At 60.6% G+C, this 25620-nt stretch carries 26 protein-coding genes and 1 other RNA gene; 15 read left to right on the forward strand and 12 right to left on the reverse strand.

Annotated elements, in window-relative coordinates; genetic code table 11:
- Nucleotides 1-4: 4 nt before the first annotated feature.
- On the reverse strand, nucleotides 5-1393 hold the full coding sequence (locus HCI85_RS17140; protein ID WP_167146358.1) for a COG3014 family protein: 1389 nt from the start codon (nucleotides 1391-1393) through the stop codon (nucleotides 5-7).
- Nucleotides 1394-1704: 311 nt separating this feature from the next.
- Between HCI85_RS17140 and HCI85_RS17145 the strand changes: the two genes are divergently transcribed.
- Nucleotides 1705-2157, forward strand: coding sequence for a YaiI/YqxD family protein (locus HCI85_RS17145; RefSeq protein ID WP_167146366.1), 453 nt, complete (start codon nucleotides 1705-1707; stop codon nucleotides 2155-2157).
- 4 nt (nucleotides 2158-2161) lie between these two features.
- Here HCI85_RS17145 and HCI85_RS17150 read toward each other — a convergent pair whose 3' ends face one another.
- Together HCI85_RS17150 and elbB are read right to left on the reverse strand one after the other, a co-directional pair.
- Nucleotides 2162-2632 (reverse strand): thioesterase family protein, encoded by a 471-nt coding sequence (locus HCI85_RS17150; RefSeq protein WP_090254664.1) that lies wholly within the window; start codon nucleotides 2630-2632, stop codon nucleotides 2162-2164.
- Between the two features lie 138 nt (nucleotides 2633-2770).
- Entirely contained in the window at nucleotides 2771-3433 is a 663-nt protein-coding gene (gene elbB, locus HCI85_RS17155) for an isoprenoid biosynthesis glyoxalase ElbB (RefSeq protein ID WP_167146369.1), read from the reverse strand.
- A 190-nt stretch (nucleotides 3434-3623) separates the two neighbouring features.
- Here elbB and HCI85_RS17160 point away from each other — a divergent pair, with 190 nt between their 5' ends.
- The 3 genes from HCI85_RS17160 (at nucleotide 3624) to ppk1 (ending at nucleotide 8341) form a co-directional block, all read left to right on the forward strand.
- Complete coding sequence (locus tag HCI85_RS17160) at nucleotides 3624-4859, forward strand: sterol desaturase family protein (protein WP_167146372.1); 1236 nt, start codon at nucleotides 3624-3626, stop codon at nucleotides 4857-4859.
- Between the two features lie 245 nt (nucleotides 4860-5104).
- Nucleotides 5105-6118: a porphobilinogen synthase gene (gene hemB / locus HCI85_RS17165; RefSeq protein ID WP_160014923.1), complete on the forward strand. Its 1014-nt coding sequence runs from the start codon at nucleotides 5105-5107 to the stop codon at nucleotides 6116-6118.
- Between the two features lie 18 nt (nucleotides 6119-6136).
- Entirely contained in the window at nucleotides 6137-8341 is a 2205-nt protein-coding gene (gene ppk1 / locus HCI85_RS17170) for a polyphosphate kinase 1 (RefSeq protein WP_160086721.1), read from the forward strand.
- Nucleotides 8342-8400: 59 nt separating this feature from the next.
- Here the strand turns inward: ppk1 and ppx are convergent, their stop codons facing one another.
- The gene (gene ppx, locus HCI85_RS17175; protein WP_090254674.1) at nucleotides 8401-9903 is read right to left on the reverse strand and encodes an exopolyphosphatase; all 1503 of its coding nucleotides are present in this window, start codon (nucleotides 9901-9903) and stop codon (nucleotides 8401-8403) included.
- Between the two features lie 279 nt (nucleotides 9904-10182).
- On the opposite strand from ppx, the gene trxA reads away from it, so the two are divergent.
- The 4 genes from trxA to HCI85_RS17195 all read left to right on the forward strand — a co-directional run bounded on the left by trxA (nucleotide 10183) and on the right by HCI85_RS17195 (nucleotide 14596).
- Nucleotides 10183-10509 (forward strand): thioredoxin TrxA, encoded by a 327-nt coding sequence (gene trxA, locus HCI85_RS17180; RefSeq protein WP_090241426.1) that lies wholly within the window; start codon nucleotides 10183-10185, stop codon nucleotides 10507-10509.
- Between the two features lie 257 nt (nucleotides 10510-10766).
- Complete coding sequence (gene rho / locus HCI85_RS17185) at nucleotides 10767-12026, forward strand: transcription termination factor Rho (RefSeq protein ID WP_160014921.1); 1260 nt, start codon at nucleotides 10767-10769, stop codon at nucleotides 12024-12026.
- A 135-nt stretch (nucleotides 12027-12161) separates the two neighbouring features.
- Nucleotides 12162-13628 (forward strand): 4-hydroxy-3-polyprenylbenzoate decarboxylase, encoded by a 1467-nt coding sequence (gene ubiD / locus HCI85_RS17190; protein ID WP_167146375.1) that lies wholly within the window; start codon nucleotides 12162-12164, stop codon nucleotides 13626-13628.
- On the forward strand, nucleotides 13628-14596 hold the full coding sequence (locus HCI85_RS17195; RefSeq protein ID WP_167146378.1) for a CDP-6-deoxy-delta-3,4-glucoseen reductase: 969 nt from the start codon (nucleotides 13628-13630) through the stop codon (nucleotides 14594-14596). Before ubiD ends, HCI85_RS17195 begins: the two co-directional genes overlap by 1 nt.
- A 55-nt stretch (nucleotides 14597-14651) precedes the next feature.
- Here HCI85_RS17195 and HCI85_RS17200 read toward each other — a convergent pair whose 3' ends face one another.
- The gene (locus HCI85_RS17200) at nucleotides 14652-15629 is read right to left on the reverse strand and encodes an NADPH:quinone oxidoreductase family protein (protein ID WP_167146381.1); all 978 of its coding nucleotides are present in this window, start codon (nucleotides 15627-15629) and stop codon (nucleotides 14652-14654) included.
- Nucleotides 15630-15787: 158 nt separating this feature from the next.
- Here HCI85_RS17200 and HCI85_RS17205 point away from each other — a divergent pair, with 158 nt between their 5' ends.
- Complete coding sequence (locus tag HCI85_RS17205) at nucleotides 15788-16204, forward strand: flagellar basal body-associated protein FliL (protein ID WP_090254685.1); 417 nt, start codon at nucleotides 15788-15790, stop codon at nucleotides 16202-16204.
- A 28-nt stretch (nucleotides 16205-16232) separates the two neighbouring features.
- Here the strand turns inward: HCI85_RS17205 and HCI85_RS17210 are convergent, their stop codons facing one another.
- Complete coding sequence (locus tag HCI85_RS17210) at nucleotides 16233-16682, reverse strand: EVE domain-containing protein (RefSeq protein WP_167146384.1); 450 nt, start codon at nucleotides 16680-16682, stop codon at nucleotides 16233-16235.
- Between the two features lie 171 nt (nucleotides 16683-16853).
- Between HCI85_RS17210 and HCI85_RS21135 the strand changes: the two genes are divergently transcribed.
- Nucleotides 16854-16985, forward strand: coding sequence for a hypothetical protein (locus tag HCI85_RS21135; protein WP_256665625.1), 132 nt, complete (start codon nucleotides 16854-16856; stop codon nucleotides 16983-16985).
- A 42-nt stretch (nucleotides 16986-17027) separates the two neighbouring features.
- Here the strand turns inward: HCI85_RS21135 and HCI85_RS17215 are convergent, their stop codons facing one another.
- The 4 genes from HCI85_RS17215 to HCI85_RS17230 form a co-directional block, all read right to left on the reverse strand.
- A complete protein-coding gene (locus HCI85_RS17215) occupies nucleotides 17028-17624 on the reverse strand; it encodes a 5-formyltetrahydrofolate cyclo-ligase (protein WP_167146387.1) in 597 nt (198 codons plus the stop codon).
- 49 nt (nucleotides 17625-17673) lie between these two features.
- Nucleotides 17674-17852: non-coding RNA, 6S RNA (gene ssrS, locus HCI85_RS17220), on the reverse strand.
- 33 nt (nucleotides 17853-17885) lie between these two features.
- On the reverse strand, nucleotides 17886-18200 hold the full coding sequence (locus HCI85_RS17225; RefSeq protein WP_090254691.1) for a cell division protein ZapA: 315 nt from the start codon (nucleotides 18198-18200) through the stop codon (nucleotides 17886-17888).
- A complete protein-coding gene (locus HCI85_RS17230) occupies nucleotides 18200-18406 on the reverse strand; it encodes a TIGR02449 family protein (protein WP_090254694.1) in 207 nt (68 codons plus the stop codon). Before HCI85_RS17230 ends, HCI85_RS17225 begins: the two co-directional genes overlap by 1 nt.
- 280 nt (nucleotides 18407-18686) lie before the next feature.
- Here HCI85_RS17230 and HCI85_RS17235 point away from each other — a divergent pair, with 280 nt between their 5' ends.
- The 5 genes from HCI85_RS17235 to HCI85_RS17255 are packed head-to-tail and all read left to right on the forward strand — an operon-like array spanning nucleotide 18687 to nucleotide 23518.
- Complete coding sequence (locus tag HCI85_RS17235; RefSeq protein WP_167146390.1) at nucleotides 18687-19241, forward strand: YecA/YgfB family protein; 555 nt, start codon at nucleotides 18687-18689, stop codon at nucleotides 19239-19241.
- 33 nt (nucleotides 19242-19274) lie between these two features.
- On the forward strand, nucleotides 19275-20609 hold the full coding sequence (gene pepP / locus HCI85_RS17240) for a Xaa-Pro aminopeptidase (RefSeq protein WP_167146393.1): 1335 nt from the start codon (nucleotides 19275-19277) through the stop codon (nucleotides 20607-20609).
- Between the two features lie 3 nt (nucleotides 20610-20612).
- Nucleotides 20613-21800: a 2-octaprenyl-6-methoxyphenyl hydroxylase gene (gene ubiH / locus HCI85_RS17245; RefSeq protein ID WP_167146396.1), complete on the forward strand. Its 1188-nt coding sequence runs from the start codon at nucleotides 20613-20615 to the stop codon at nucleotides 21798-21800.
- A gap of 3 nt (nucleotides 21801-21803) precedes the next feature.
- Complete coding sequence (locus tag HCI85_RS17250) at nucleotides 21804-22286, forward strand: DUF4442 domain-containing protein (RefSeq protein ID WP_167146399.1); 483 nt, start codon at nucleotides 21804-21806, stop codon at nucleotides 22284-22286.
- A gap of 14 nt (nucleotides 22287-22300) precedes the next feature.
- A complete protein-coding gene (locus HCI85_RS17255) occupies nucleotides 22301-23518 on the forward strand; it encodes a 2-octaprenyl-3-methyl-6-methoxy-1,4-benzoquinol hydroxylase (RefSeq protein WP_167146402.1) in 1218 nt (405 codons plus the stop codon).
- A gap of 167 nt (nucleotides 23519-23685) precedes the next feature.
- Here the strand turns inward: HCI85_RS17255 and dctM are convergent, their stop codons facing one another.
- Together dctM and HCI85_RS17265 are read right to left on the reverse strand one after the other, a co-directional pair.
- Nucleotides 23686-24969, reverse strand: coding sequence for a C4-dicarboxylate TRAP transporter large permease protein DctM (dctM, locus tag HCI85_RS17260; RefSeq protein WP_160086746.1), 1284 nt, complete (start codon nucleotides 24967-24969; stop codon nucleotides 23686-23688).
- Nucleotides 24966-25598 carry a TRAP transporter small permease gene (locus tag HCI85_RS17265; protein ID WP_167146405.1) on the reverse strand — a complete coding sequence of 211 codons (633 nt, stop codon included), beginning with the start codon at nucleotides 25596-25598 and terminating at the stop codon, nucleotides 24966-24968. The genes dctM and HCI85_RS17265 overlap by 4 nt, the downstream gene beginning before the upstream one ends.
- Nucleotides 25599-25620: the final 22 nt, after the last annotated feature.

Genomic DNA, 25620 nt, shown 5'->3' on the forward strand with positions numbered 1-25620 from the left:
CTCCTTAAAGGCTAGAGGCCTGTGCCACACTGGGCAGCGGCGCGGGTGTAACCAGATTGGCGGCGGTGCCGCTGGTGAAAATCTGCCTGCCGATCAGGCGCAGTGGCACAACCTGGTAGTTCTGTTCAACCTTCAGACGTACCTGACTGTCGGCGAGTTGCAGCAGATGCTCACCTTTTTTCAGTCGCAGGCGAATGATCTGGGTGTTGTCGGGCAGGGTGCGCCAGGTGCGTTCATCGGCGCCTTCGGTGATGGCCGATGCGATGCCTACGGCCAGGCCTGCGAGCGGGTTGACATCGTTGAGCTGTTTTTGGGCCACGCTGCGTGTGGCGGCACGTACGCTGGTGCGCAGAATGATGCCGGGCATGTCGTCACGCAACGCGCGGCGCGACATGGCTTCAGTGCTGTTGAGTTCAGTCAGGCTCAGGCTCTGTGCGTCCAGCGACAGGCTGCTGATGTCTGCGGTGGAGGCATCGCTTTTAATCACCGGGAAGGACAGCGGGGTGATGATCAGACCATTGCTGGTTGGAATTGGCAGAGGAATGCGGACCGAGTCCCGTGCCGGAGCCAGCCCGGTTTGCACCACCAGCAGCACATCGCTTTGATCGGCTGCACGGGCGTCGGGCTTGTCCAGCTCAAGCAGTGCCTGCTCCAGCAGCGGCGTGTCAGGGCGTAATTCAGCAGCCTTGCGGTAGCCAGGGGCGGCCATGCCGCGTTCGCCCAGCGCTTCATAAACGAAGCCGGACAGGTAGTGGCTGAAGGCGCTCTGATAGCTGTTCTTCAGGCTGATCACCTCTGGGGCATTCAGCGACTCCACGGGGTAACCCTGGAGGTCCTTGAGTTCGGCCGTGACGCCCTGTTTTTCGGCCTCTTCCTCGCGCTTGAGGTATTCCTTGTCGCGCAGTTCAGCAATCAGTGCTTCGCGCTCATGGGTCTTCTTGATTTCAACGCGCGCCGCTTCGAAGTCGCCTAAGGCCAGGTGGTTGATGGCCATCTGGGTGGTTAGCATGACCTTTTCGTAGTCATACCCTTCATAACGGCGCACCCGGTCATTGACCAGAAAGCTGCCGAATTCGCCCAGGTATTTGTTTGGGTCGCCGCGCACAGCTTCTTCCCACGCCATGACCTGCTTGTCAGCCTCGGTCCAGGCGGCCAGGCTACCTTGCAGATCGCCTTTGCTGCGCAGCAGTTCGCCTTTCTCGAAGTAGTAGAGAAGGTCTTTGCTTTCGCCGTTGTTGTTCTTTTCCAAGAGCGCCAGGGCTGCGTCGATATCACCGTTTTGCAGGTGCTGGTTGGTTTGGGTCAGCTCGCTTTCGTAGCTGCGGAAAGCCGCACAGCCGCTTAGGAGCAAAGACGCGCACAGCATGAGCGCGACTAGAGCACGAGATTGCATCGGATACTCACATTTTCATCGGGTTCGTAAATTCTGCCGACTCTGCGGTCAGCAAGACGAGGTCCGCTTGGCGTGCATTGCTTTTGGCTATCCTGCCAATCCCTCATAAGCGCGAGGGCCAAAATACCTTTTGGGCATAAATGGTGGGGGCGAAATTATATGCCCAATTTTGTGGTGCGTAATGGCAATTTGTTCGCGTCCAGACCAGCTGTCGTCTCTCAGGTGATGACACTCAGCGTGAACAGTGGCGGCGAGCATGGCTCGCAGGTTGCAACTGGCATAATGATGCTTTGCTGAGGGAGAACACGCGCATGCGAGTCTGGATTGATGCCGATGCCTGCCCTAAGGCGGCCAAGGATCAGGTGGTGAAGTTCGCCTTGAAGCGACGCTTCGAGGTGCTGTTGGTGGCGGGGCAGGCGCAGGTCAAACCGGCCTACAGCTGTGTGCGGCTGATTGTGGTGCCCAGCGGTCCGGATGCAGCGGATGACTACCTGGTGGAACATGCGCTGCCGGGTGAGCTGGTGATCTGCAGCGACGTACCGCTGGCCGACCGCTTGGTGAAGAAGGGCGTGGCTGCCCTCGACCCGCGTGGCCGCGAGTTCGATGAGCGCAACATGGGCGACAAACTGGCCGTGCGTAACCTGTTCACCGAGTTGCGCGAGCTGGGTCAGGTGGGTGGCGGTCAGCCGCCTTATGGTGAGCGCGACAAGCAGGCGTTTGCCAATTCATTGGATCGCATTCTTACGCGTTTGCAGCGCAGTTAGCATTTTAGCCGCACAGATAAGTGCCAGTACCGACGGCGACCAAGGTGCCGTCATCGCTGTGCAGTTCGCTGCGCACCACCGCTACCTTGTTGCCGGTACGCAGCAGCACGGCGCTGGCGGTAAAGCGCTGGCCACGGCCGGGGCGTAGGTAGTCGATGCGCAGGTCGATGGTGCCGAGCTTGGACAGCCGCGCCATGCGTTCGGCGCTGGACAGATGCTGGTGCTTATCGAAGGCGCCAATCAGCGCCATGGCACCGCCGGCTACATCCAGCAGTGAAGAAATCACCCCGCCATGCAGAATGCCGTGGACGAAGTTGCCGATCAGCTCGGGCTTCATCGGCAGGTGCATGGTCACGCGCTGGGCGCTCAGCTCGTCCAGCTCGATGCCGAGCATCTGATTAAACGGGATACGTTGGAAGAAGCTGCTAACCGCTTGCTGCAACTCGGCGGTCAGCTCGAAAGGTGGGTTGCTCATGGTAGTCGTGCCTGGGCGGATGGATGATCAACCTGCCGCACTGGGGCCGCGGTGACCAGTGGCGCGGCCGGAGTACCGCGCGCATTGGCGTGATTGGCTTGCTATCGGCCTGATCTGCGGCTGATCAGGCCAGCATTCTCAGGCTGGGTGGCTGAGCTCCAACACCCGATCAACCAACTTGTTGATGCCGGCGGCGGCTTCACTGATCGACTGGGCGGACATATAGGCCGGGGTGGTCACCAGCTTGCGTTCGGCGTCTTCGACAATCTCGCTGACTTCGCACTCATGGTGCTCGGCACCCATCTGCACCACGGCAGCGGCGGTTTCATGGTCTTTGCCGATGGTGCAGATCACGCCCGCGCCGAAGATTTTTGCCGCCAGCGCCGGGGCGATGCACATCAAGCCCACCGGCTTGCCGGCCTTGACGAAGGCCTGGGTGGCGCTCAGTACATCGGGCTGCACGGTGCAGTTGGCGCCGCTGATGGCGAAGTCGGAAAGGTTTTTTGCCACGCCGAAGCCGCCTGGCAGGATCAGCGCATCGAAGTCGCCGACATGCAGCTCCTTGACGTCCTTGATCTTGCCGCGGGCGATGCGCGCCGATTCAACCAGTACGTTGCGCGTGTCGTCCATTTCGTCGCCACTGTAGTGATCGACCACGTGCAGCTGCGGCACGTTGGGGGCAAAGCACTGCACCTGTGCGCCGCGCTGATCGAGACGCAGCAGGGTGATCACGCTTTCATGGATTTCCGCGCCGTCGTAGACGCCACAGCCGGAAAGAATCACCGCGACTTTCTTGTTCATCAAATTCTCCTGAATAACCAGCTGTACCGAATTGAGTCGTGTCGTCGCCTGAACCCTAATGTCGCCATATGCCACCCAGGTTGGCATGGCGCGCCGCGAGGCGGATGTGATGCTGGGCTAGGATTTATTGAGCAATCCTAGCCGTTAGCCTCGTGCAGCGATATGGCGATTCTATGCAACCGGTGAAACCATGAATTACATCCTCTATGCCGTACCGTTCTTCTTTGCCTTGATCGCTCTTGAGCTGCTGCTCGACCGCTGGCGCGGAGTCAGCACCTACCGCTTCTCCGACGCCATCAACAGCCTCAGCGCCGGGGTGCTGTCGACTACCGTGGGCCTGCTGACCAAGGCCGTCGGGTTACTCACCTACACCCTGGCCTGGCAGCACTTCAGCGTGTTCGAGTTGTCGGCAAACAGCCTGTGGGTCTGGCTGTTTGCCTTTGTCTTCTACGACTTCTGTTACTACTGGAACCACCGTCTGGGCCATGAACGCAATGTGCTCTGGGCCGCGCATTCGGTGCATCACCAGAGTGAGGACTACAACCTTTCCACTGCGTTGCGGCAGACCAGTACCGGCTTCATCTTCGGCTGGATCTTCTACCTGCCGATGGCGCTGATTGGCGTACCGCCGCTGGTATTCCTCACCGTGGCTGCGTTGAACCTGCTGTATCAGTTCTGGGTGCACACCCGGCATATCCCCAAACTGGGCTGGTTCGAATGGGTGTTTATCACGCCGTCCAACCACCGTGTGCACCATGCGCAGAATGCTGTGTATATGGATCGCAATTACGGCGGAGTGTTCATTCTCTGGGATCGGTTGTTCGGCACCTTTCAGGAGGAGCTGGACGAAGAACCGGTGATCTTTGGCGTGACCACGCCGCTGGCCAGCTGGAACCCGCTGTGGGCCAATGCGCAGTTCTATGTCGCGCTGTGGCGGGACGCGGTACGGGCTGAGTCCTGGTGGGACAAGCTGCGCATCTGGTTTATGCGCACCGGCTGGCGCCCGGCCGATGTGGCGGCCAAGTACCCGCAGAGCAAGCCGGACCTCAGCCAGTTCGTCAAATTCGACGTGCCTCTGAGCCTGGCGCAGAAACTCTACGCGGGTGTGCAGTTCAGCCTGTACGTAGTGGCCGGCACCGCGTTGCTGGGCATGGGCGACACACTGAGCCTGATGCAGGCGCTACTGGGCATCGTCTGGATGGCCGTGGGGCTGATGATCATCGGCAGCTGGCTGGAAAACCGGCCGACGGCCAGGCGCTGGGAAATGCTGCGTTTGCTGCTCAACCTGCCGGCAGTCTGGCTGGCCCTGCAGCTTGGCCTGTTGACCGCCCAGCCACTGCTCTGGGCGCTACTGCTGGGCTACAGCCTGCTCAGTGTCGGCGCTCTGTTCTGGACCCCGCGCGGACATACTCCCGTGCCTGCTTAGGCAGAGGCTGCTGCTGGACCCGATAACGGTGGAGAGGCGCAGGCCAGCTCCACCGTTATGCTTTTAAGCCCTGCGATTCGGGCTGCCTACCTGCTTTTCCGGCATATCCTCGCGTCGGTCGCGGCGCTATGCTTGCTGAGCTTGCGGCAAGCGGTCGCAGCGCTGTCGTGCGTTGTCATACTTTGGTCATAATGGCCGCTTATAACTGTCACACTCGCCCGTCGCTACGGGCTTCGGAGCCTGCCGTGAGCTTTACCCCCGCCAATCGCCTGTTTCCCGCCACTCGCCTGCGTCGCAACCGCCGTGATGATTTTTCCCGGCGTCTGGTGCGTGAAAACCGCCTGAGTGTCGATGACCTGATTCTGCCGGTGTTCGTCCTCGACGGCGAAAACCGCCGCGAAGCGATTGCCTCGATGCCCGGCGTCGAGCGCCTGTCCATCGACCTGCTGCTCAAGGAAGCCGAGCACTGGGTGGCTCTGGGCATTCCGGCGCTGGCGCTGTTCCCGGTGACGCCGCTGGAGAAGAAATCCCTGCTGGCTGAAGAAGCCTGGAACCCGGACGGCATCGCCCAGCGCGCCATCCGCGCCTTGCGCGCCAAGTTTCCCGAGTTGGGGGTGATCAGCGACGTGGCGCTGGACCCGTTCACCACGCACGGTCAGGACGGCATCCTCGATGAGTCCGGCTATGTGCAGAACGACATCACCGTCGATGCGCTGGTCAAGCAGGCGCTGTCACATGCTGATGCCGGTGCTCAGGTGGTGGCGCCCTCGGACATGATGGATGGCCGTGTGCAGGCGATCCGCGAGGCGCTGGAACTGGCCGATCACAGCAATGTGCGGATCATGGCCTACTCAGCCAAGTACGCCAGCGCCTACTACGGCCCGTTCCGCGATGCAGTGGGTTCGGCAGCCAATCTGGGCAAGGCCAACAAGGCCAGCTACCAGATGGACCCGGCCAATGGCGACGAAGCACTGCATGAAGTAGCGGCGGATCTGGCCGAAGGCGCGGATATGGTGATGGTCAAGCCGGGCATGCCCTATCTGGACATCCTCTGGCGGGTCAAAGCGGAATTCAAGGTGCCGACCTTTGTCTATCAGGTCAGCGGTGAGTACGCCATGCATATGGCGGCGATCCAGAATGGTTGGTTGGGCGAGGCGGTGATTCTTGAATCACTGACTGCCTTCAAACGTGCGGGTGCCGATGGCATCCTGACTTATTTCGCCGTGCGCGCGGCAGAACTGCTGAAGCAGGGGCAATAGCCCCGCCAGGACTTTGTAATGAACACCGAAGGACTCAGTACCCCTGAATTGCAAGACGCCCAGCCGGTCGTCGACGAGGTTGTAGCCGTGGAAGTGCCTGTCATCGAAGCCCCAGTGCCGGTCGCCCCGGCGCCTGTGGTGATCCATAACCTGGATGACAGCAGCCTGTACATTCACCGCGAGCTGTCGCAGCTGCAATTCAATATCCGCGTGCTGGAACAGGCGCTGGATGAGTCCTATCCGTTGCTGGAGCGGTTGAAGTTCCTGCTGATCTTCTCCAGCAACCTCGATGAATTCTTCGAGATCCGCGTGGCTGGGCTGAAGAAGCAGATCAACTTCGCCCGTGAACAGGCCGGCGCCGATGGTCTGCAACCGCACCAGGCGCTGGCGCGGATTGCCGAGCTGGTGCACGAGCAGGTGGATCGTCAGTACGCCATTCTCAACGACACCCTGTTCCCGGCGCTGGCCAAGCACAACGTCAACTTTATCCGTCGGCGCTTCTGGACGGCCAAGCACAAGGCCTGGGTACGCCGCTATTTCCGCGACGAGATCGCGCCGATCATCACCCCGATCGGCCTCGATCCGACGCACCCGTTCCCGTTGCTGGTGAACAAGAGCCTGAACTTTATCGTCGAGCTGGAAGGTATCGACGCCTTCGGCCGCGACTCGGGTCTGGCGATCATCCCGGCGCCGCGCCTGCTGCCGCGCATCATCAAGGTGCCGGAAGACGTCGGTGGCCCTGGCGACAACTTCGTCTTCCTCTCCTCGATGATCCACGCCCATGCCGATGACCTGTTCCAGGGCATGAAGGTCAAGGGTTGCTACCAGTTCCGCCTGACCCGTAACGCCGACCTCTCGGTGGACACCGAGGATGTCGAAGACCTGGCTCGCGCCCTGCGTGGCGAGTTGTTCAGTCGCCGTTATGGCGATGCGGTGCGCCTGGAAGTGGTCGACACCTGCCCACGGCCGCTGCTGGATTACCTGCTCAAACAGTTCAGCCTGACCGAGGCCGAGTTGTACCGGGTCAATGGTCCGGTCAACCTGACCCGCCTGTTCAGCATCACCGGTCTGGAAAGCCATCCGGAGTTGCAGTACACGCCGTTTACCCCGGTGATCCCCAAGCTGTTGCAGAACGCCGAGAACATTTTCAGTGTGGTCAGTAAGCAGGACATTCTGCTGCTGCACCCCTTCGAGTCGTTCACCCCAGTGGTCGATCTGCTGCGTCAGGCGGCTAAAGACCCGCACGTACTGGCCATCAAGCAGACGCTGTACCGCTCCGGGGCCAACTCGGAGATCGTCGATGCGCTGGTGGAGGCCGCGCGCAACGGCAAGGAAGTCACGGCGGTGATCGAGCTGCGCGCGCGCTTTGATGAAGAGTCCAACCTGCAGCTGGCCAGCCGCCTGCAGGCCGCTGGCGCGGTGGTGATCTACGGTGTGGTGGGCTTTAAAACCCACGCCAAGATGATGCTGATTCTGCGTCGTGAAGCGGGCGATATCGTCCGGTATGCACACCTGGGCACCGGTAACTACCATGCCGGCAACGCCAAGTTGTATACCGACTACAGCTTGCTCACCGCTGATGTTGCGCTGTGTGAAGACGTGTCCAAGCTGTTCAGTCAGCTGATTGGCATGGGTAAGACCCTGCGCATGAAAAAGCTGCTGCACGCGCCGTTTACCCTGAAGAAGACTCTGCTCGACATGATCGCCCGCGAAACCGCGCTGGCGGCCGAGGGCAAGCCGGCGCATATCATCGCCAAGTTCAACTCGCTGACTGATCCGAAGATCATCCGCGCGCTGTACAAGGCCAGCCAGACTGGGGTGAAGATCGACCTGGTGGTGCGCGGCATGTGCTGCTTGCGTCCAGGGATTGTCGGGGTCTCGCACAACATTCAGGTGCGCTCGATCATTGGCCGTTTCCTGGAGCACACGCGGGTGTTCTATTTCTCCAATGGCGGCGAGGAGAAGATCTACCTGTCGAGTGCCGACTGGATGGAGCGCAACCTCGACAAGCGCGTCGAGACTTGCTTCCCGGTGGAAGGCAAGAAGCTGATTCTGCGGGTCAAGAAGGAGCTGGAAAGCTACCTGACCGACAACACCCAGGCCTGGGTGCTGCAGCCGGACGGGCGTTATCTGCGTGTCAGCCCCAGCGGCAACCAGAATCCGCGCAGCGCTCAGGCTGGCCTACTGGAGAAGCTGACTGCGCCGCTGATCAGCGCGCGCTAAGCAAGGCTGCCACATCTATCTGAATGGCCCTCTCCCACTATGGGCGAGGGCCGTGAGTATCAGCTCACACTCAGTTCAATCCCGATGCGCTTAAGCCACTCCGCTTCCTGGGTGAAATCTGCCTGGGTCAGCGGGTTGCTCTCCAGCCAGCCTTCAGGGAACTGAATATCCAGGCGCTGTTCGGCCGCTTTTAGCTGCACGTTGGGCATTTCCTGAGTACCACGGATGTGGTGGAACAGGATGGCAAAGCGCAGCAGCACGCAGAGGCGGATCAGTTTCATGCCCTCGGCGCCGAACTCGGCAAACTTGTCCTTGGGGATGTTACGTCGATGGCCGCGCACCAAGAGCGCGAGCATCTGCTGATCCTGTCGCGAGAAGCCGGACAGATCCGAGTGTTCGACCAGGTAAGCACCGTGCTTGTGGTACTGGTAGTGGGCAATATCCAGGCCCACTTCATGCACCTTGGCCGCCCAGCTCAGCAACTCGCGGTGCCAGTCGTCTTCCAGCTGCCAATCCCCTGCGACCTTCTCCAGTGCCGAGAGTGCCTTGCTTTCGACCCGTGCGGCCTGCTCCAGGTCGACGTGGTAGCGCTCCATCAGCGAGCTCAGCGTGCGTTCACGCACGTCTTCATGCTGATGGCGGCCCAGCAGGTCGTACAGCACGCCTTCACGCAGCGCGCCTTCGGAATGGCTCATGCGCTGGATATCACAGGCATCGAAGATCGCTTCGAGAATCGCCAGGCCCGCCGGGAAGATGCCTCGGCGATCTGGCTTGATGCCGTCGAGGTCGAGCTTTTCCACCTCGCCAGCCTTGAATACTTTGCGTTTCAGCCAGGCCAGACCCTGGGCGTTTACTTCGCCTGCGCCAAGGCCCGCCGCTTGAATGGTCAGGCCGATGGCCTTTATTGTGCCGGATGCGCCCACCGCATCTTCCCAGCCCAGGCGGCGCAGAGCATGCTCAATGCCCATGATCTCCAGCCGCGCCGCTGTGTAGGCCTGGGCGTAACGCGCCGGGGTGATCTTGCCGTCCTTGAAGAAACGCTGGGTAAAGCTGACGCAGCCCATTTGCAGGCTTTCGCGCAGCAGTGGCTCGAAGCGCTGGCCGATGATGAACTCGGTACTGCCGCCGCCAATATCGGCGACCAAACGCTTGCCTGGGGTGTCTGCGATGCTGTGCGACACGCCTAGGTAGATCAGGCGCGCTTCTTCGCGCCCGGAGATGACTTCCACCGGGTGGCCGAGAATTTCTTCGGCGCGGCGGATAAATTCGCCACGGTTGCGCGCCTCACGCAGGGCATTGGTGCCCACCACGCGCACTGCGCCTTCCGGCAGGCTAGCGGTCAGCTGGGCGAAGCGGCGCAAGCAATCGAGCCCGCGCTGCATGGCTTCTTCGCTGAGCAGGCGCTGCTCGTCGATGCCAGCGGCCAACTGGACCTTGTCGCCGAGGCGTTCGAGGATGCGGATCTCGCCATGATCGGCTTTGGCCAGCACCATATGGAAGCTGTTGGAGCCCAGGTCGATAGCTGCAATCAAAGGAAAAGACTCGGCAGGGGTATGCGGCATGGCAGAACGATCTCAATGCGGAACCGCGCCATCGTGCCACGATAGGCTGGCCCCGCCAACGCATACTGATGTCGCAGGTACAGGCCAAGCCGGCTGCACTACGGCTCGTGCGGCGGCCGGCCAGGGCTTGCCGGCCGTCTGAATAAATTGTGACGCAGGCCTTTGCGCGGCTTGCTGGTGACCAGGCCATAGAGAAGCTCAATTGCCACCGCCTTCCTGTGTGGGAAAAGCCGGGCTATGATGTCGCCCATCTTTTGCTTACGAACTCGGAGACTTTCCATGAGCGAATTCATCACCAATGTCAGCGATGCCAGTTTCGACCAGGATGTTCTCCAGGCCGAGGGTCCGGTGCTGGTCGACTACTGGGCTGAGTGGTGCGGCCCGTGCAAAATGATCGCACCGGTGCTCGATGAGATCGCCCAGACTTATCAGGGCAAACTGAAAGTCTGCAAGCTGAACATCGATGAAAACCAGGACACCCCGCCGAAGTTCGGTGTGCGTGGTATCCCGACGCTGATGCTGTTCAAGAACGGCAATGTTGAAGCCACCAAAGTTGGCGCACTGTCCAAGTCGCAACTGGCAGCCTTCCTCGACAGCAACATCTAAGTTGCGCTGAGACGGCAACAAGCCCTGAAAGCCCTGCACATTGCGGGGCTTTTTTCTGTCTGGGCGCTAGACGTATGAATAAAACCGGTGTTACATTCGGTCTCGCTGCATTTCCTATGTAGCCCCCTGCAAGCCGTCGCCGACGCATTCCTATTCGAATCTTTCGATATACAAGCAGGCGATCAAGTCGCCTTCTCAGCGGCGCGGCCTCCCAAGCTAAATAGCTTATTCCCCTCCTTCATGATTACGTCATTCCTATGAATCTGACCGAACTCAAGCAAAAGCCGATTACCGAACTGCTGGAACTCGCTGAACAACAAGGCCTGGAAAACATGGCCCGTTCGCGCAAGCAGGACGTGATTTTCTCCCTGTTGAAAAAACACGCTAAAAGCGGTGAGGAAATCTCCGGTGATGGCGTGCTGGAGATTCTCCAGGACGGTTTCGGCTTTCTCCGCTCTGCGGATGCCTCGTACCTCGCTGGCCCCGATGACATCTATGTCTCGCCGAGCCAGATCCGCCGCTTCAACTTGCGTACTGGCGATACCATCGTCGGCAAGATTCGCCCGCCGAAAGAAGGCGAGCGTTACTTCGCGCTGCTCAAGGTTGACACGATCAACTACGACCGCCCGGAAAACGCCAAGAACAAGATTCTGTTCGAAAACCTGACGCCGTTGTTCCCCAACAAGCGTCTGGTGATGGAAGCCGGTAACGGCTCCACCGAGGACATCACTGGCCGGGTGATCGACCTCTGCGCGCCGATCGGTAAAGGTCAGCGTGGCCTGATCGTCGCGCCGCCGAAAGCCGGTAAGACCATCATGTTGCAGAACATCGCGGCGAACATCGCGCGCAACAACCCCGAGTGCCACCTGATCGTTCTGCTGATCGACGAGCGCCCAGAAGAAGTGACCGAGATGCAGCGCACCGTGCGCGGCGAAGTAGTCGCGTCGACCTTCGACGAGCCGCCAACCCGTCACGTGCAAGTGGCCGAAATGGTCATCGAAAAGGCCAAGCGCCTGGTCGAACACAAGAAGGACGTGGTCATCCTGCTCGACTCCATCACCCGTCTGGCACGTGCCTACAACACCGTGATCCCAAGCTCCGGCAAGGTGCTCACCGGTGGTGTCGACGCCCACGCCCTGGAGAAGCCGAAACGCTTCTTCGGCGCAGCGCGTAACATCGAGGAAGGCGGTTCACTGACCATCATCGCCACCGCGCTGGTGGAAACCGGCTCGAAGATGGATGAAGTGATCTACGAAGAGTTCAAAGGCACCGGCAACATGGAACTGCCACTGGACCGTCGTATCGCCGAGAAGCGTGTATTCCCTGCGATCAACATCAACCGCGCCGGTACTCGCCGCGAAGAACTGCTGACCGCCGATGACGAACTGCAGCGCATGTGGATTCTGCGCAAGCTGCTGCACCCGATGGATGAGATTGCCGCCATCGAGTTCCTCACCGACAAGCTGAAAGCGACCAAGACGAACGAAGAGTTCTTCCAGTCGATGAAGCGTAAGTAAGGCGTTCTTCGCTTTATAACAAAAGCCGGGTAAGCCCGGCTTTTGTGTGTCTGGAGGCTGGCTTTCCCTTCTGAAAGACCCCGTTCGGCGCTAAACTTTGCGCCCCTATTGCTCGGCCCGAAACGAGGCATTTGCATGCAGTATCGTGATCTGCGCGACTTTATTCGCGGCCTGGAAGCGCGTGGTGAGCTTAAGCGCATCCAAACGCCGGTTTCCCCTGTGCTGGAAATGACCGAAATCTGCGACCGTACCCTGCGTAAAGGCGGGCCGGCGCTGCTGTTCGAAAACCCCACAGGGTTTGATGTGCCGGTACTCGGCAACCTGTTCGGCACGCCCAAGCGCGTGGCCTTGGGTATGGGGGCCGAGGAAGTCAGCGAGCTGCGTGAAATCGGCAAGCTACTGGCTTTTCTCAAGGAGCCCGAGCCGCCGAAAGGCCTCAAGGACGCCTGGAACAAGCTGCCGATCTACAAAAAGGTGCTGAGCATGGCGCCTAAGGTGCTGAAGGATGCGCCGTGCCAGGAAGTGATCGAGGAGGGCGACGACGTCGACCTCAGCAAGCTGCCCGTGCAGACCTGCTGGCCAGGTGATGTCGGCCCGTTGATTACCTGGGGCCTGACCATCACCAAAGGCCCGAATAAGGAACGGCAGAACCTCGGTATCTATCGCCAGCAGGTGATTGGTCGCAACAAGCTGATCATGCGCTGGCTCAGCCACCGCGGCGGCGCGCTGGACTTTCGCGAGTGGTGTCTGAAGTACCCGGATCGCCCCTACCCGGTGTGCGTGGCCCTCGGTGCCGATCCGGCCACCATCCTGGGGGCGGTGACACCTGTTCCCGATACGCTGTCTGAATACGCGTTTGCCGGTTTGTTGCGAGGCCACCGCACCGAGCTGATCAAGGCGCGTGGCAGCGATCTGCAGGTGCCGGCCAGCGCCGAAATCGTGCTGGAAGGCGTGATCCATCCGGGCGAGACCGCGCCGGAAGGTCCGTACGGCGATCACACCGGCTACTACAACGAGGTCGACACCTTCCCGGTGTTTACCGTCGAGCGTATCACCCGTCGGCAAAAGCCGATCTACCACAGCACCTACACCGGTCGTCCGCCGGATGAGCCGGCGATTCTCGGCGTGGCGCTTAACGAAGTGTTCGTGCCGATCCTGCAGAAGCAGTTTCCCGAGATCATCGACTTCTACCTGCCGCCGGAAGGCTGCTCGTATCGTATGGCGGTGGTGACCATCAAGAAGCAGTACCCTGGCCACGCCAAGCGCGTAATGCTCGGTGTGTGGTCGTTCCTGCGACAGTTCATGTACACCAAGTTCGTTATCGTCACCGACGACGATATCAACGCACGGGACTGGAATGACGTGATTTGGGCGATTACCACGCGCATGGACCCCAAGCGCGACACCGTGATGATCGACAACACACCGATCGATTACCTCGACTTTGCCTCGCCGATCTCGGGTTTGGGCTCGAAGATGGGCCTGGATGCCACCCACAAGTGGCCGGGCGAGACGACGCGCGAGTGGGGCCGGGCTATCGTTCAGGATGATGCGATCAGGCAGCGCGTCGACGCACTGTGGTCTGAGTTGGGAATTGATTGATGAAAGTCACCCTGAACCCTTCAGGCGCGGTACTTGACGTGCAGCCCCACGAACGCATCCTCGATGCGGCACGGCGGCTTGGGTATGACTGCCCGCAGAGCTGCCGCAATGGCAACTGCCATATCTGCGCGGCGCTGCTGGTTGAAGGCCGTGTGCAGCAGGGCGGGGTTGAGCTGAGTCAGGGTGAGCTGTTCACCTGCCTGGCCGAACCGCTGGAAGACTGTGTGCTGCACTGGGATGGTGTGCTGGCCCCTGGCGAGCTGCAGGTGCGTGAGCTGGCATGCCAGGTGGTCGCGTGTGATGACGTGGGCGGTGATGTCTTTCGCCTGCGCCTGCAGGCGCCTGCCGGCAAGGTGCCGCGCTACCACGCCGGGCAATACCTGCTGCTGCAGCGTGATGGTGATGATTACGCGGCCTTCTCCCTGGCCTCGGCGCCGCAACGTGGGCGTGAGCTGGAATTGCATGTGCTGGCTCGCGATGAGGCCACGGTTGCGCTGATTGCTCAGCTGCGCCGTAGCGGCTTGGTACGGGTGAAGCTGCCGTTCGGCGACACCCACCTGGCCGAGTTACCGGACGGGCCGCTGGTGCTGATTGCCGCCGGTACTGGTATGTCGCAGATGCACAGCTTGATCGAGCACTGCCGCGCCACTGGTTTTGCTCACCCAGTGCACTTGTATTGGGGCGCGCGCCGTCCGGACGACTTCTACGAACTGGAGCACTGGGCGCAGTGGCAACAGGTGCCGAATCTATTTCTGCATCAGGTGGTCAGCGACCAGTGCGGCTGGCAGGGTCGTTGCGGCCTGCTGCACGAAGCAGTACGTGAAGATTTCCCCAGTCTTAAGGCGTTGCACGTTTACGCCAGCGGTTCGCCGGCGATGGTCTACGCCACCCTGGATGCGCTGGTGGAGGCCGGTATGGATGCCCATCAGATGCGCGCGGATGTATTCGCCTATGCGCCGCGCGGCTGAATCCCGCGCATAAAAAAGGCCGCCTGATGGGCGGCCTTTTGCTACTTGTGCAGGCTTAACGCACGGTGACTACCACTTTGCCCACGGCCTTGCGCTGACCGAGGGTGTTGATCGCCTCCGCCGCTTGCTCCAGTGGGAAGGTCTGCGAGACCAGTGGCTTGAGTTTGCCTTCGGCGTGCCAGGCAAACAGCTGCTGGAAGTTAGCCGCATTGTCCTGCGGCTGACGCTGGGCAAACGAGCCCCAGAACACGCCGACCACGGCCGCGCCCTTGAGCAGAGTCAGGTTAACCGGCAGTTCGGGGATGCGCCCGCTGGCAAAACCCACGACCAATAGGCGGCCGTTCCAAGCGATGGAGCGGATGGCGGCATCGAATAGATCGCCACCCACCGGGTCATAGATCACGTCTGCGCCCTGGCCGCCGGTCAAGCGCTTTACTTCATCCTTAAGGTTGATTTCGCTGTAGTTGATCAGCTCATCGGCGCCCGCGGCCTTGGCTACTTCGAGTTTTTCCGCGCTGCTGGCAGCGGCAATTACCTTGGCACCCATGGCCTTGCCGATTTCCACGGCCGCCAGGCCAACGCCACCGGATGCGCCGAGTACCAGCAGGGTTTCACCTGGTTGTAGGTTGGCGCGCTGCTTGAGGGCGTGCATCGAGGTGCCGTAGGTCATGCCAAATGCGGCCGCGCTGGCGAAATCCATGCTCGGCGGAATCGGCATGACGTTGTAGCCAGGCACCGCGACCTCTTCGGCAAAGCTGCCCCAGCCTGTGAGTGCCATCACCCGGTCGCCGACTTTCAGGTGGCTGACTTTTTCACCAACGGCAGTAACTACGCCAGCGGCCTCGCCACCCGGAGAGAACGGGAAGGGCGGCTTGAACTGGTACTTGCCTTCGATGATCAGGGTGTCGGGGAAGTTGACCCCCGCTGCATGCACTTGCAGCAGCACTTCATTCTTCTTCGCTTCGGGGCTGGCGATTTCTTCCAGTACTAGGGTTTCGGCGGGGCCGAAGGCTTTGCACAGCACGGCTTTCATCGGGCTTTTCCTCTGCGGTTGATGGCCATGCAGTGTAGGTGCGGGCGATATCCGGTCAACAAGCATGCCTGCGCCTGATAGCGATGCATAAGCTTAGGGCTTGGGCTGCCGCCTGACTGTGGCTATGCTAAGGGCTGAACTGTTGAGGAATACTGCCTGTGAAAGTCTGGATCGCATTGCTGCTAGCGCTGTTCCTGCCATTGCTGGCTCAGGCCAATGAGGAGAAAGAAGCCAAGGAGGGGGAGGCTGCTGCTCCGGTGGTGGCTTATGTGTCACTGTTCCCGGCGTTGGTGGGGAATTTTGGTGAAGGGCCGAAGCTCAAATTCTTCAAGGCCGATATTTCCCTGCGCGTGACGGGGGCGGATATTGAGGCCAAGGTTAAACACCACGATCCGCTGATCCGTAATCAATTGGTCATGTTGTTCTCCCAGCAAACAGAAGCGGCCATGTCGGCCCCAGGCGCACGTGAGACCTTGCGTGCCGAGGCGCTTAAGCAGGTGCAGGAAGTGCTGACACAGGAAGAAGGCAAGCCGTTGGTGGAAGACTTGCTATTCAACAACCTGATTATTCAATAAGCCCATGCTCGGCTGGTGCAGCGCCTTTTCAGCGCAGCGCCAGCACCGCTGCCCATTCCTCGTCACTGACGGGCATCACAGAAAGGCGGCTGCCCTTCTGCACCAGCGGCAACTCCAGCAATGCACTCTGCGCTTTCAGCTGTGCCAGCGGGATCACCCGCTTGAACGCCTCGACAAACGCCACATCGACTGCGCTCCAGGGGTTCTTGGCGGCACTGGCCTTGGCATCGTAGTAATGGCTCTGGGGCTCGAGCGCAGTCGGGTCCGGGTAGTGCGCCGAAGCGATGCGAGCGATGCCGGCAATGCCCGGCTCCGGGCAACTGGAGTGATAAAAGAAGAACAGATCACCCGGCTGCATGCTGCGCAGAAAGTTGCGCGCCTGGTAATTGCGTACGCCATCCCAGCGTGCTTGCTCCTGGCGCTGCAGGTCGTGAATTGAGAGTTCGTCGGGTTCTGACTTCATTAGCCAATAAGGCATGAACTTTGCTCCTGTGGTTCGGTCCGTTAGCGGGCAGGTGCTGTTTGCCGGGTGGTATTCGGCGTGTTGCAGTTTTGCACCCGGCGAATGTGGATGGCAGACGCTGTTGGACCTATAAAAATAATCGCCGCGTATACAGCGTGCGTTATGCCTTTAAGGGGGAGGCATTCGATGAAACGTAAACCCGATGTGTTGTTGATTTTGGTAATACTGTTCAGCCTGGGTGTGGTCACTACCGGTTACACCCAGAGCCTGTGGGAGCGCCAGCCTGCTCCGGTCGTGCAGTCTAAAGTGGCTGGCTGAGGTGCTCATGTACCGCAGGGAACGCGGTACGGCCTTATCCCATCAATACCACGCCTTATTCGTGACGGTGCCTTGCAACGGCACATCCCAGCTGGCCATGGCCAGTCGCTCCACCTGCTGACATTCATGCGCCAAGCCCAGTAATGTTGGTTTGTGCCAATTTTTGCGCAATGCGCGATACGCCAGGCTGCGGTCATAGAACCCACCGCCCATACCCAGGCGCGCACCGTGTCGGTCGAAACCGACCAATGGCAGCAACACCAAATCCAGTGCCCAGACCTTGCGTTGCTGTTTGCGATTGCACCGGGGCTCATCAATGCCAAAGCGATTTTTCTGCAGGCGCTGTTTGGCGCGGATGCGTTGGAACACCATCTTGCTGCGCGGCCAAGGGCTGAGCACCGGTAAATAGGTGGCTTTGCCTCGTTGCTGTGCGGCTCGCAAGAGGGGGCGCGGGTCGATCTCGCCGTCATTCGGTAGGTATAAGGCAATATGTCGTGCGCGGCGAAACAGCGGGTGCTGCGCCAACTGTTTATACAGGCCTTGCGCGGCTTGGTGCTGGGCGTGACGGCTGAGCGCCCGACGTTGCCCACGCAAGTGGCGGCGCAATTGCGCACGGCTTAGTGTGGAAGTGTCGAGCATGGGGTGTTACTGAAGCGATTGCCGCAGGAGGGCAATTGGCTGGAAGAAGTGACTCCCCGACGTGCCGCTGTCGGCTTAGCCCTTGAACCCGAAAGTTCAAGGTGGAGGTTGCAGGAGACGTTAAGGCTTTCCGTCAAGCGGACATGCACACCGGTCTCAACGTGCAACCTCCGGGGTTGTGCGAATCGGCTCAGGGACATCACCAACTGGCGCACACTCCAGGGAGCTGCGGCCAGTATACCCGAAAGCGTCGGCGCGCAATCAGCTGCCTTGCTCATCGGCATCCCGAGCCAGAGCGCTGTCGACTCGATTAAGTAGGCTACGCACCTGATCGCGGTTGGCCCCGGCCTGTTGATCAAGGTGTTGCTGTTTGTGTAGCAGGTCGTGGGTGATGTTCAGGGCAGCCATCACCGCAACGCGGTCAGCACCGATGACTTTGCCGCTCGAGCGGATCTCCCGCATCTTGCCATCCAGGTAGCGCGCGGCGCTTTCCAGGTTGCTGCGTTCATCGCTTGGGCAGGCGATGCAATATTCTTTGTCCAGAATCTGGACGGTCAAGGTGTTCGACTGGGTCATTAATCCTGCTCCAGGGCTTTGAGGCGCGAAATCATGGATTCGACCTTGTGCCGGGCCATTTCGTTCTTTTCAATTAAATGGGCGCGTTCTTCGCGCCAGGCCTTTTCGCTTGTCAGAAGCTGTCGGTTTTGCGCCTTGAGCTGTTCGACACGCTGGATCAGCAAGTCCAGCTTGGTCGTAAGAGCCTGCAGGTCGACGTCTTCCATGGTTCTCTACTCTTACTAGGTGAGTGGGCTGGCAGGTGAAAAATAGCGTCTTTGCGGCGTCTTCGACAGTGCCAAGCGGTGCGCGGCACAGTTGTTTGCCAGTGTGGGGCAGTTCAGCACGCCAGAGGTTGATGCATTTCACCCACGGATCACGGCGCGGCAATTTTTGCGCTGGCTTGGCGGGCTCCGTCGAGCCGCTTGAATAGTCTTGGCACGCCTGCCGGTGCTAGGATACAAGGCCTCCATTCTAGTGATCGCGCAGCTTTGCGCCTAGTTATCTATGCCAACTTCAAATTCTCCGTACTCCGCGTTTGCCGCCCTGCTTGCCAGCAGCGGTTACACCATTTCCCCAGCCGAGTTGCATGGTCTGCTGCTCGGTCGCAGCTGTGCTGGTGCGGGCTTTGAAATCGACTCCTGGCTGGTGGATGCCGCCGAGCTGCTCGGCGCGGCGCCAGAAGACACCGTACGCCAGGCGCTGATCGGCCTGCAGGAAATGGTCAAGAACGAACTGACCAGCAACGACGTCACCGTGGTGCTGTTGTTGCCCAGCGACGATGCGCCGCTTAGCGAGCGTGCCGTGGCTCTGGGACAATGGTGCCAGGGCTTCCTCGGCGGCTTCGGTCTTACTGCCCGTGACAGCGCCCTGAGCGCCGAAGCCATGGAAGTGCTGCAGGACCTCTCGGCCATTTCCCAGGTGCAGAACGCCCTGGACGAGTCCGATGATGGCGAAAACGATTACATGGAAGTGATGGAGTATCTGCGCGTTGCGCCGCTGCTGCTGTTCAGCGAGTGCGCCAAGCCAGTGGTTGCCGCGGCGAAGCCGTCGCTGCATTGATTTTCATGCAATAGAAGTGGACTCAATCTGCCCATGATCAGCATCCCCAAGTCGGAATACGCCCGTCGGCGCAAGGCGCTGATGGCGCAGATGGAACCCAACAGCATTGCGATTCTGCCGGCGGCGCCGGTGTATATCCGCAACCGCGATGTTGAGCATATCTACCGCCAGGACAGCGACTTTCAGTACCTCTCCGGCTTTCCCGAGCCGGAGGCGGTAATCGCGCTGATTCCCGGGCGCGAGCATGGCGAGTACGTGCTGTTCTGTCGCGAGCGTGACCCGCTACGCGAACTGTGGGACGGCCTGCGTGCTGGCCAGGATGGCGCAATCAGCCAGTACGGCGCGGATGACGCGTTCCCGATTGGTGACATCGACGACATCCTGCCGGGGCTGATCGAAGGCCGTGATCGGGTCTATTCCTCCATGGGTACTAACCATGAGTTCGATCGCCAGCTGATGGAGTGGATCAACGTGATCCGCTCCAAAGCGCGGCAGGGCGCGACGCCGCCCAATGAATTCATCACCCTCGAACACTTGCTGCATGACCTGCGCCTATACAAGTCGGCTGCCGAGGTCAAAGTGATGAAAGAGGCGGCGGAAATCAGCGCCCGCGCTCATGTGCGCGCCATGCAGGCCAGTCGCGCCGGCTTGTTCGAGTACCACCTGGAAGCCGAGCTGGATTACGAGTTCCGCAAGGGCGGGGCGAAGATGCCGGCTTATGGCTCCATCGTCGCGGCCGGCAAGAACGCCTGCATCCTGCATTACCGTGAGAACGACGCGCCGCTGAAAGACGGTGACCTGGTGCTGATCGACGCCGGTTGCGAGATCGACTGCTACGCCAGTGACATCACCCGCACCTTCCCCGTCAGCGGCACGTTCTCCCCTGAACAGAAAGCCATCTACGAGTTGGTGCTGGCTTCACAGGAAGCTGCGTTCAAGGAAATCGGCCCCGGCAAGCATTGGAACCAGGCTCATGAAGCCACGGTGCAGGTGATTACCGCCGGTCTGGTGGAACTCGGCTTGCTGCGGGGCGATGTGGCCGAGCTGATCGCCACTGAGGCTTACAAGCCCTTCTATATGCACCGCGCCGGCCACTGGCTGGGGATGGATGTGCATGATGTGGGTGAGTACAAGGTCGGCGGCGAATGGCGCGAGCTGGAAGTCGGCATGGCCATGACCGTCGAGCCGGGCATCTATATCGCCGTGGACAATCAGGACGTGGCGAAGAAATGGCGCGGCATCGGCGTACGCATTGAAGACGACGTGGTGGTGACCAAGACCGGTTGCGAAATCCTCACCAGTGGCGTGCCGAAAACTGTCGTCGAGATCGAAGCGCTGATGGCCGCCGCACGCAGCGTGGCGGCCTAGAGCATGCCACGCGTCGACATTGCGATTATTGGCGGCGGCTTGGTCGGCGCGAGTTTGGCCGTGGCCCTACAGGCCGAAGCCAAGCAGCGCGGCTGGCGCATTTGCCTGATTGAACCGTTCACTCCGGGCACTGGCTATCAGCCTAGCTACGATGCGCGCTCCACTGCGCTGTCGTTTGGTTCGCAGCAGATTTATCAGCGCCTTGGTCTGTGGTCGCAAATCAGCCAGCGCGCCGAGCCGATCAAGCAGATTCATGTTTCCGACCGTGGTCGTTTCGCCGCCGCGCGCCTAAGTGCCGAGGAAGAAGGCGTGCCGGCGCTCGGCTATGTGGTGGAAAACGCCTGGCTCGGCGAATGCCTGTGGCAGGCCCTGGATCAGCAGGTGGTGAGCTGGCGCAGCCCGGCACAGGTTACCCGCATGCAGGCTTTGGCCGATGGCTACCGCCTGACCCTGGATGATGGCAGCGAACTTGAATGCAACCTGGCGATTCTCGCCGAAGGCGGCCGCTCCGGTTTGCGTGAGCAGCTGGGAATCGCCGTGAGTACCACGCCCTATGGGCAGAGTGCGTTGATCGCTAACGTCAGCCCGCAGGAGGCGCACAACGGCCTGGCCTTTGAGCGCTTTACCGAAGAAGGGCCAATGGCCCTGTTGCCGCTGGCGGATAACCGCTGCGCGCTGGTCTGGACCCGTGCCACGCTGGAAGCCGAACGGCTTTCAGAGCTGGGCGATGCAGCGTTTCTCGCTGAGCTGCAGCACGCTTTCGGCTATCGTTTGGGCAGTCTGCGCCAGGTCGGCGCGCGGCACCTCTACCCGCTGGCGCTGACGGCCGCCAAAGAACAGGTGCGCCAGCATCTGGTTGTGCTCGGCAATGCCGCACACAGCCTGCACCCGATTGCTGGGCAGGGCTACAACCTCTCGCTGCGCGACACCCTGGTGCTGGCGGAAACGTTGTTGGCCAGTGATGCGCCGTTGGGCGATCTGGCCACGCTACAGGGCTACCTGAATAGCCAGCAGATGGATCAGCAATTGACCGTCGGCTTCTCTGATCAGGTAACCCGTCTGTTCAGCACCGGCCAGCCGCTGTTGGCCGCCGGGCGTAACCTCGGTTTGCTTGGTCTCGATCTTCTTCCTCCGGCGAAACGCTGGTTTGCCCGCCAGGCCATGGGCCTCGGCACCCGCTCGGAGCATTGATTCATGTCGGCAAATAAATTGGCGCGCAAGGCGCGGCTGCTGCGTTGGGCGATGAACCTGTATCCGCCCTACCTGGGTGCTGGCGTGCGTGTGCGACAGATCAGCGCGGACTTCCGTCAGGTGCAGGTCAAGATGGGCCTGGGCTGGTATAACCGCAACTATGTTGGCACCCAGTTCGGCGGCAGTCTGTATTCGATGACCGACCCGTTCTTCATGCTGATGATCATGGAAAATCTCGGACGCGATTTTATTGTCTGGGACAAGGCCGCGCGCATCGACTTTATCGCCCCCGGCAAAGGTCCGGTGTACGCCGATTTCAGCATCGACCAAGGCCTGCTTGACGATATTCGCCAGCACACCGCAGACGGTGACAAGTACCACCCCGAGCTGCATGTAGAAGTGCGCGATGGCAGCGGTATCTTGGTGGCGCGGGTGCATAAAACTCTCTACGTGCGACTTAAACCGCGCGCTCGTCAGGCAGCCTGAACAAGGAATATGTGATGCAAGCGGATCTGATCATCGTAGGCGCAGGCATGGTGGGCAGCGCCCTGGCGCTGGCCCTGCAGGATCAGGGCCTGGAAATTCTGCTGGTCGATGGCAGCCCGCTGAGCGTCAAACCCTTTGATCCGCAGGCTGCCTTCGAGCCCCGAGTCAGCGCGCTGTCGGTTGCCAGCCAACGCATTCTTGAACGCCTGGGCGTGTGGGAAGGCATCGCCGCGCGGCGTGTCTGTCCCTATGGCGAGATGCAGGTGTGGGATGGTTCCGGTACCGGGCAGATTCACTTCAGCGCGGCCAGCGTGCATGCCGAATCCCTCGGCCATATTGTCGAGAACCGTGTGGTGCAGGACGCGCTGCTTGAGCGCCTGCATGACAGTTCGATTGGCTTGCTCCCCGGCGCGCGCCTGGAGCAGCTGCGTCGCTCGGGCGAGGGCTGGTTATTGAGCCTCAATGATGGCCGTGAGCTGCGTGCGCCATTGGTTATCGCTGCGGATGGGGCCAACTCAGCGGTACGCCGCCTGGCGGGTTGCGCCACCCGTGAATGGGATTACTTGCACCACGCCATTGTCACCAGCGTGCGCTGCGCCAAGCCGCACCAGGCCACTGCCTGGCAGCGCTTTACCGATGACGGCCCGTTGGCCTTTTTGCCGCTGGCGGGTCCTGAAGGTGAGCATTGGTGCTCGATTGTCTGGTCGGTGACCCCAACTGAAGCCGAACGACTGATGGCGCTGGATGATGCAGGCTTTCGCCGCGCTCTGGGCTTTGCCTTCGAGCATCGTCTGGGAGAGGTGCTGCAAGCTGACCCGCGCCTGTGTATTCCGTTGCGTCAGCGGCACGCCAAGCGTTATGTCGAGGATGGCCTGGCACTGATTGGCGATGCTGCGCACAGCATCCACCCGTTGGCCGGGCAGGGCGTCAACCTGGGCTTTCTTGATGTCGCGGTATTGGCTGAGGTGTTGCTGCACGCCATGCAACGTGGCGAGCGTCTGAGTGATGTAAAGGTGCTGAGCCGCTACGAGCGTCGGCGCATGCCGCACAACTTGGCGATGATGGCGGCGATGGAAGGCTTCGAACGGCTGTTCCAGGCTGATCCGCTGCCCGTGCGCTGGCTGCGCAACAGCGGCCTCAACTGGGTCGACGACCTGCCCGAAGCCAAGGCGCTGTTCGTGCGCCAGGCCCTGGGTTTGTCTGGCGATCTGCCAGAGTTGGCGCGGGTTTAACTCTATAGCCCAGTGATGTGTGTTCCGCCGAGGGTGGGTTACGCCGCACGGCGTGAACCTGGCCATGGCGCATGGCGCCAATCCGCCTGACAAAAAACTGCGAGCAAAAAAAGCCCGGCACTGAGGCCGGGCTGAAAGTGTGCAGGGAAGTACACACGGAGTTGCTGTCAGGTCATACCCAGCCAGTTTGGCAGTGCCATGGAGACGGCGGGGATGTAGGTGATCACCATCAAGAAGCCAAGCAGCAGCATCAGCCATGGCCAGGCGGCCTTGACCACGGCGGTCAACGGCATGCCGGTCACCGCCGAGGTGACGAACAGGTTCAGTCCCACCGGTGGTGTGATCAATCCGATTTCCATGTTCACCACCATGATGATGCCCAGGTGGATCGGGTCGATGCCCAGTTGCACGGCAATCGGGAAGAGGATTGGTGCGAGGATCAGGATGATCGCCGACGGCTCCATAAAGGCGCCCGCCACCAGTAGCACGATGTTCACTACCAGCAGGAACTGCCACGGCTGCAGGCCCATCTCCACCACCCAGGCGGTGATGGTCTGCGGGATCTGCTCGGTGGTCAGTACGTGGGCGAAGAGCATGGCGTTGGCGATGATGAACATCAGCATGATGGTCAGCTTGCCGGACTCCAGCAGCACCCGTGGGCACTCGCGGATGGTCATGTCCTTGTACACGAACAGCGCCACGAAGCCGGCGTAGACTGCTGCCACAGCAGCTGCCTCGGTCGGGGTGAACATACCGGTGTAGATACCGCCGAGGATGATCACCATCAGCAGCAGGCCCCAGATGGCCTTGCGTGCCGCCGTGATGAACTCACGGAAGCTGGCGCGCGGCATGGCCGGCAGGTTCATCTTCCGCGCGACGATATAGATCGCCACCATCAGTGCCACGCCCAGCAGCAGGCCCGGTACCACACCGGCCATAAACAGCTTGCCCACCGACTGCTCGGTGGCAGCGGCGTACACCACCATGACGATTGACGGCGGAATCAGGATGCCCAGGGTGCCGGCGTTACATACGATACCGGCGCCAAAAGCCTGTGGATAACCGGAGCGCACCATACCGGCGATGGCAATCGAACCCACGGCAGCCACGGTGGCTGGGGAGGAGCCGGACAGCGCGGCAAACAGCATGCACGCCAATACCGCCGAGATAGCCAGGCCACCACGGATATGGCCGACGCAGGCGTTGGCGAAGTCGATCAGGCGCTTGGCCACGCCGCCAGTGGTCATAAACGCACCGGACAGCAGGAAGAACGGGATCGCCAGCAGGGTGTAGTGTTCGCTGGTTTCGAACAGCTTGATCGCCAGCGAACGCACCGAGTCCGGGCTGAACAGCATGATCGTCACCGAACCGGCCAGACCCAGCGAGGCGGCAATCGGCACGCCGATAAACATCAGCAGGAACAGCAGAATGAAGAGGAACAGGATGGTCATTGTTTGTGCTCCCCGTGCTCATTGATCTTCAGCGCGTCGGCGGCTTCATCAGCCAGGCCCAGGCCGGTCTGCTGGTTGCGCAGAATGCGTACGAAGATTTCAAAGAAGCGGATAAAAACCATGGCGTAGCCGAACGGCACGATCAGGGTGATATGCCATTGCATGATGCCGTAGTGACCGAGGTCTTCCGCACCGATGTCGGCGGTGAACAGGGTTTTCACCCAGTCGAAGCTGGCGACGGTGATCAGCCCGGCATAGCCCAGGCAGGCCAGGCAGGCGATCAGGCCGATAACTCGTTGCACTGGTTTGCTGGCCAGCTTGACCAGCGCGTCGACGCCGATATGCCCGGCGGTGCGCACACCGTAGGCCAGGCCGAAGAAAATCAACCAGGCGAATAACGCCTTGGTCAGGGCAATGCTCCAGGTCATCGACTGGGCCATGCCGAGAATGCTGTCGCCAATGGCGAAGAAAAACTCACTGCTGCCTTCCCAGCGATCCGCCAGGTTGTAGAACAGTGTGTAGAGGTTGTTGAGGATCACGTAGACGAAGGTCACCAGCGTCATGGCGGCCAGCAGGAACGCGATAAAGCCTTCCTCGAAGTGGTCCCAGACGCGCCGCAAGGCGTTCATCAATAGAGTCTCCAGTGGTTAG

The organism is Pseudomonas sp. OTU750018, from assembly GCF_011636575.1.
In the GTDB taxonomy this organism is placed as follows: domain Bacteria; phylum Pseudomonadota; class Gammaproteobacteria; order Pseudomonadales; family Pseudomonadaceae; genus Aquipseudomonas; species Aquipseudomonas peli.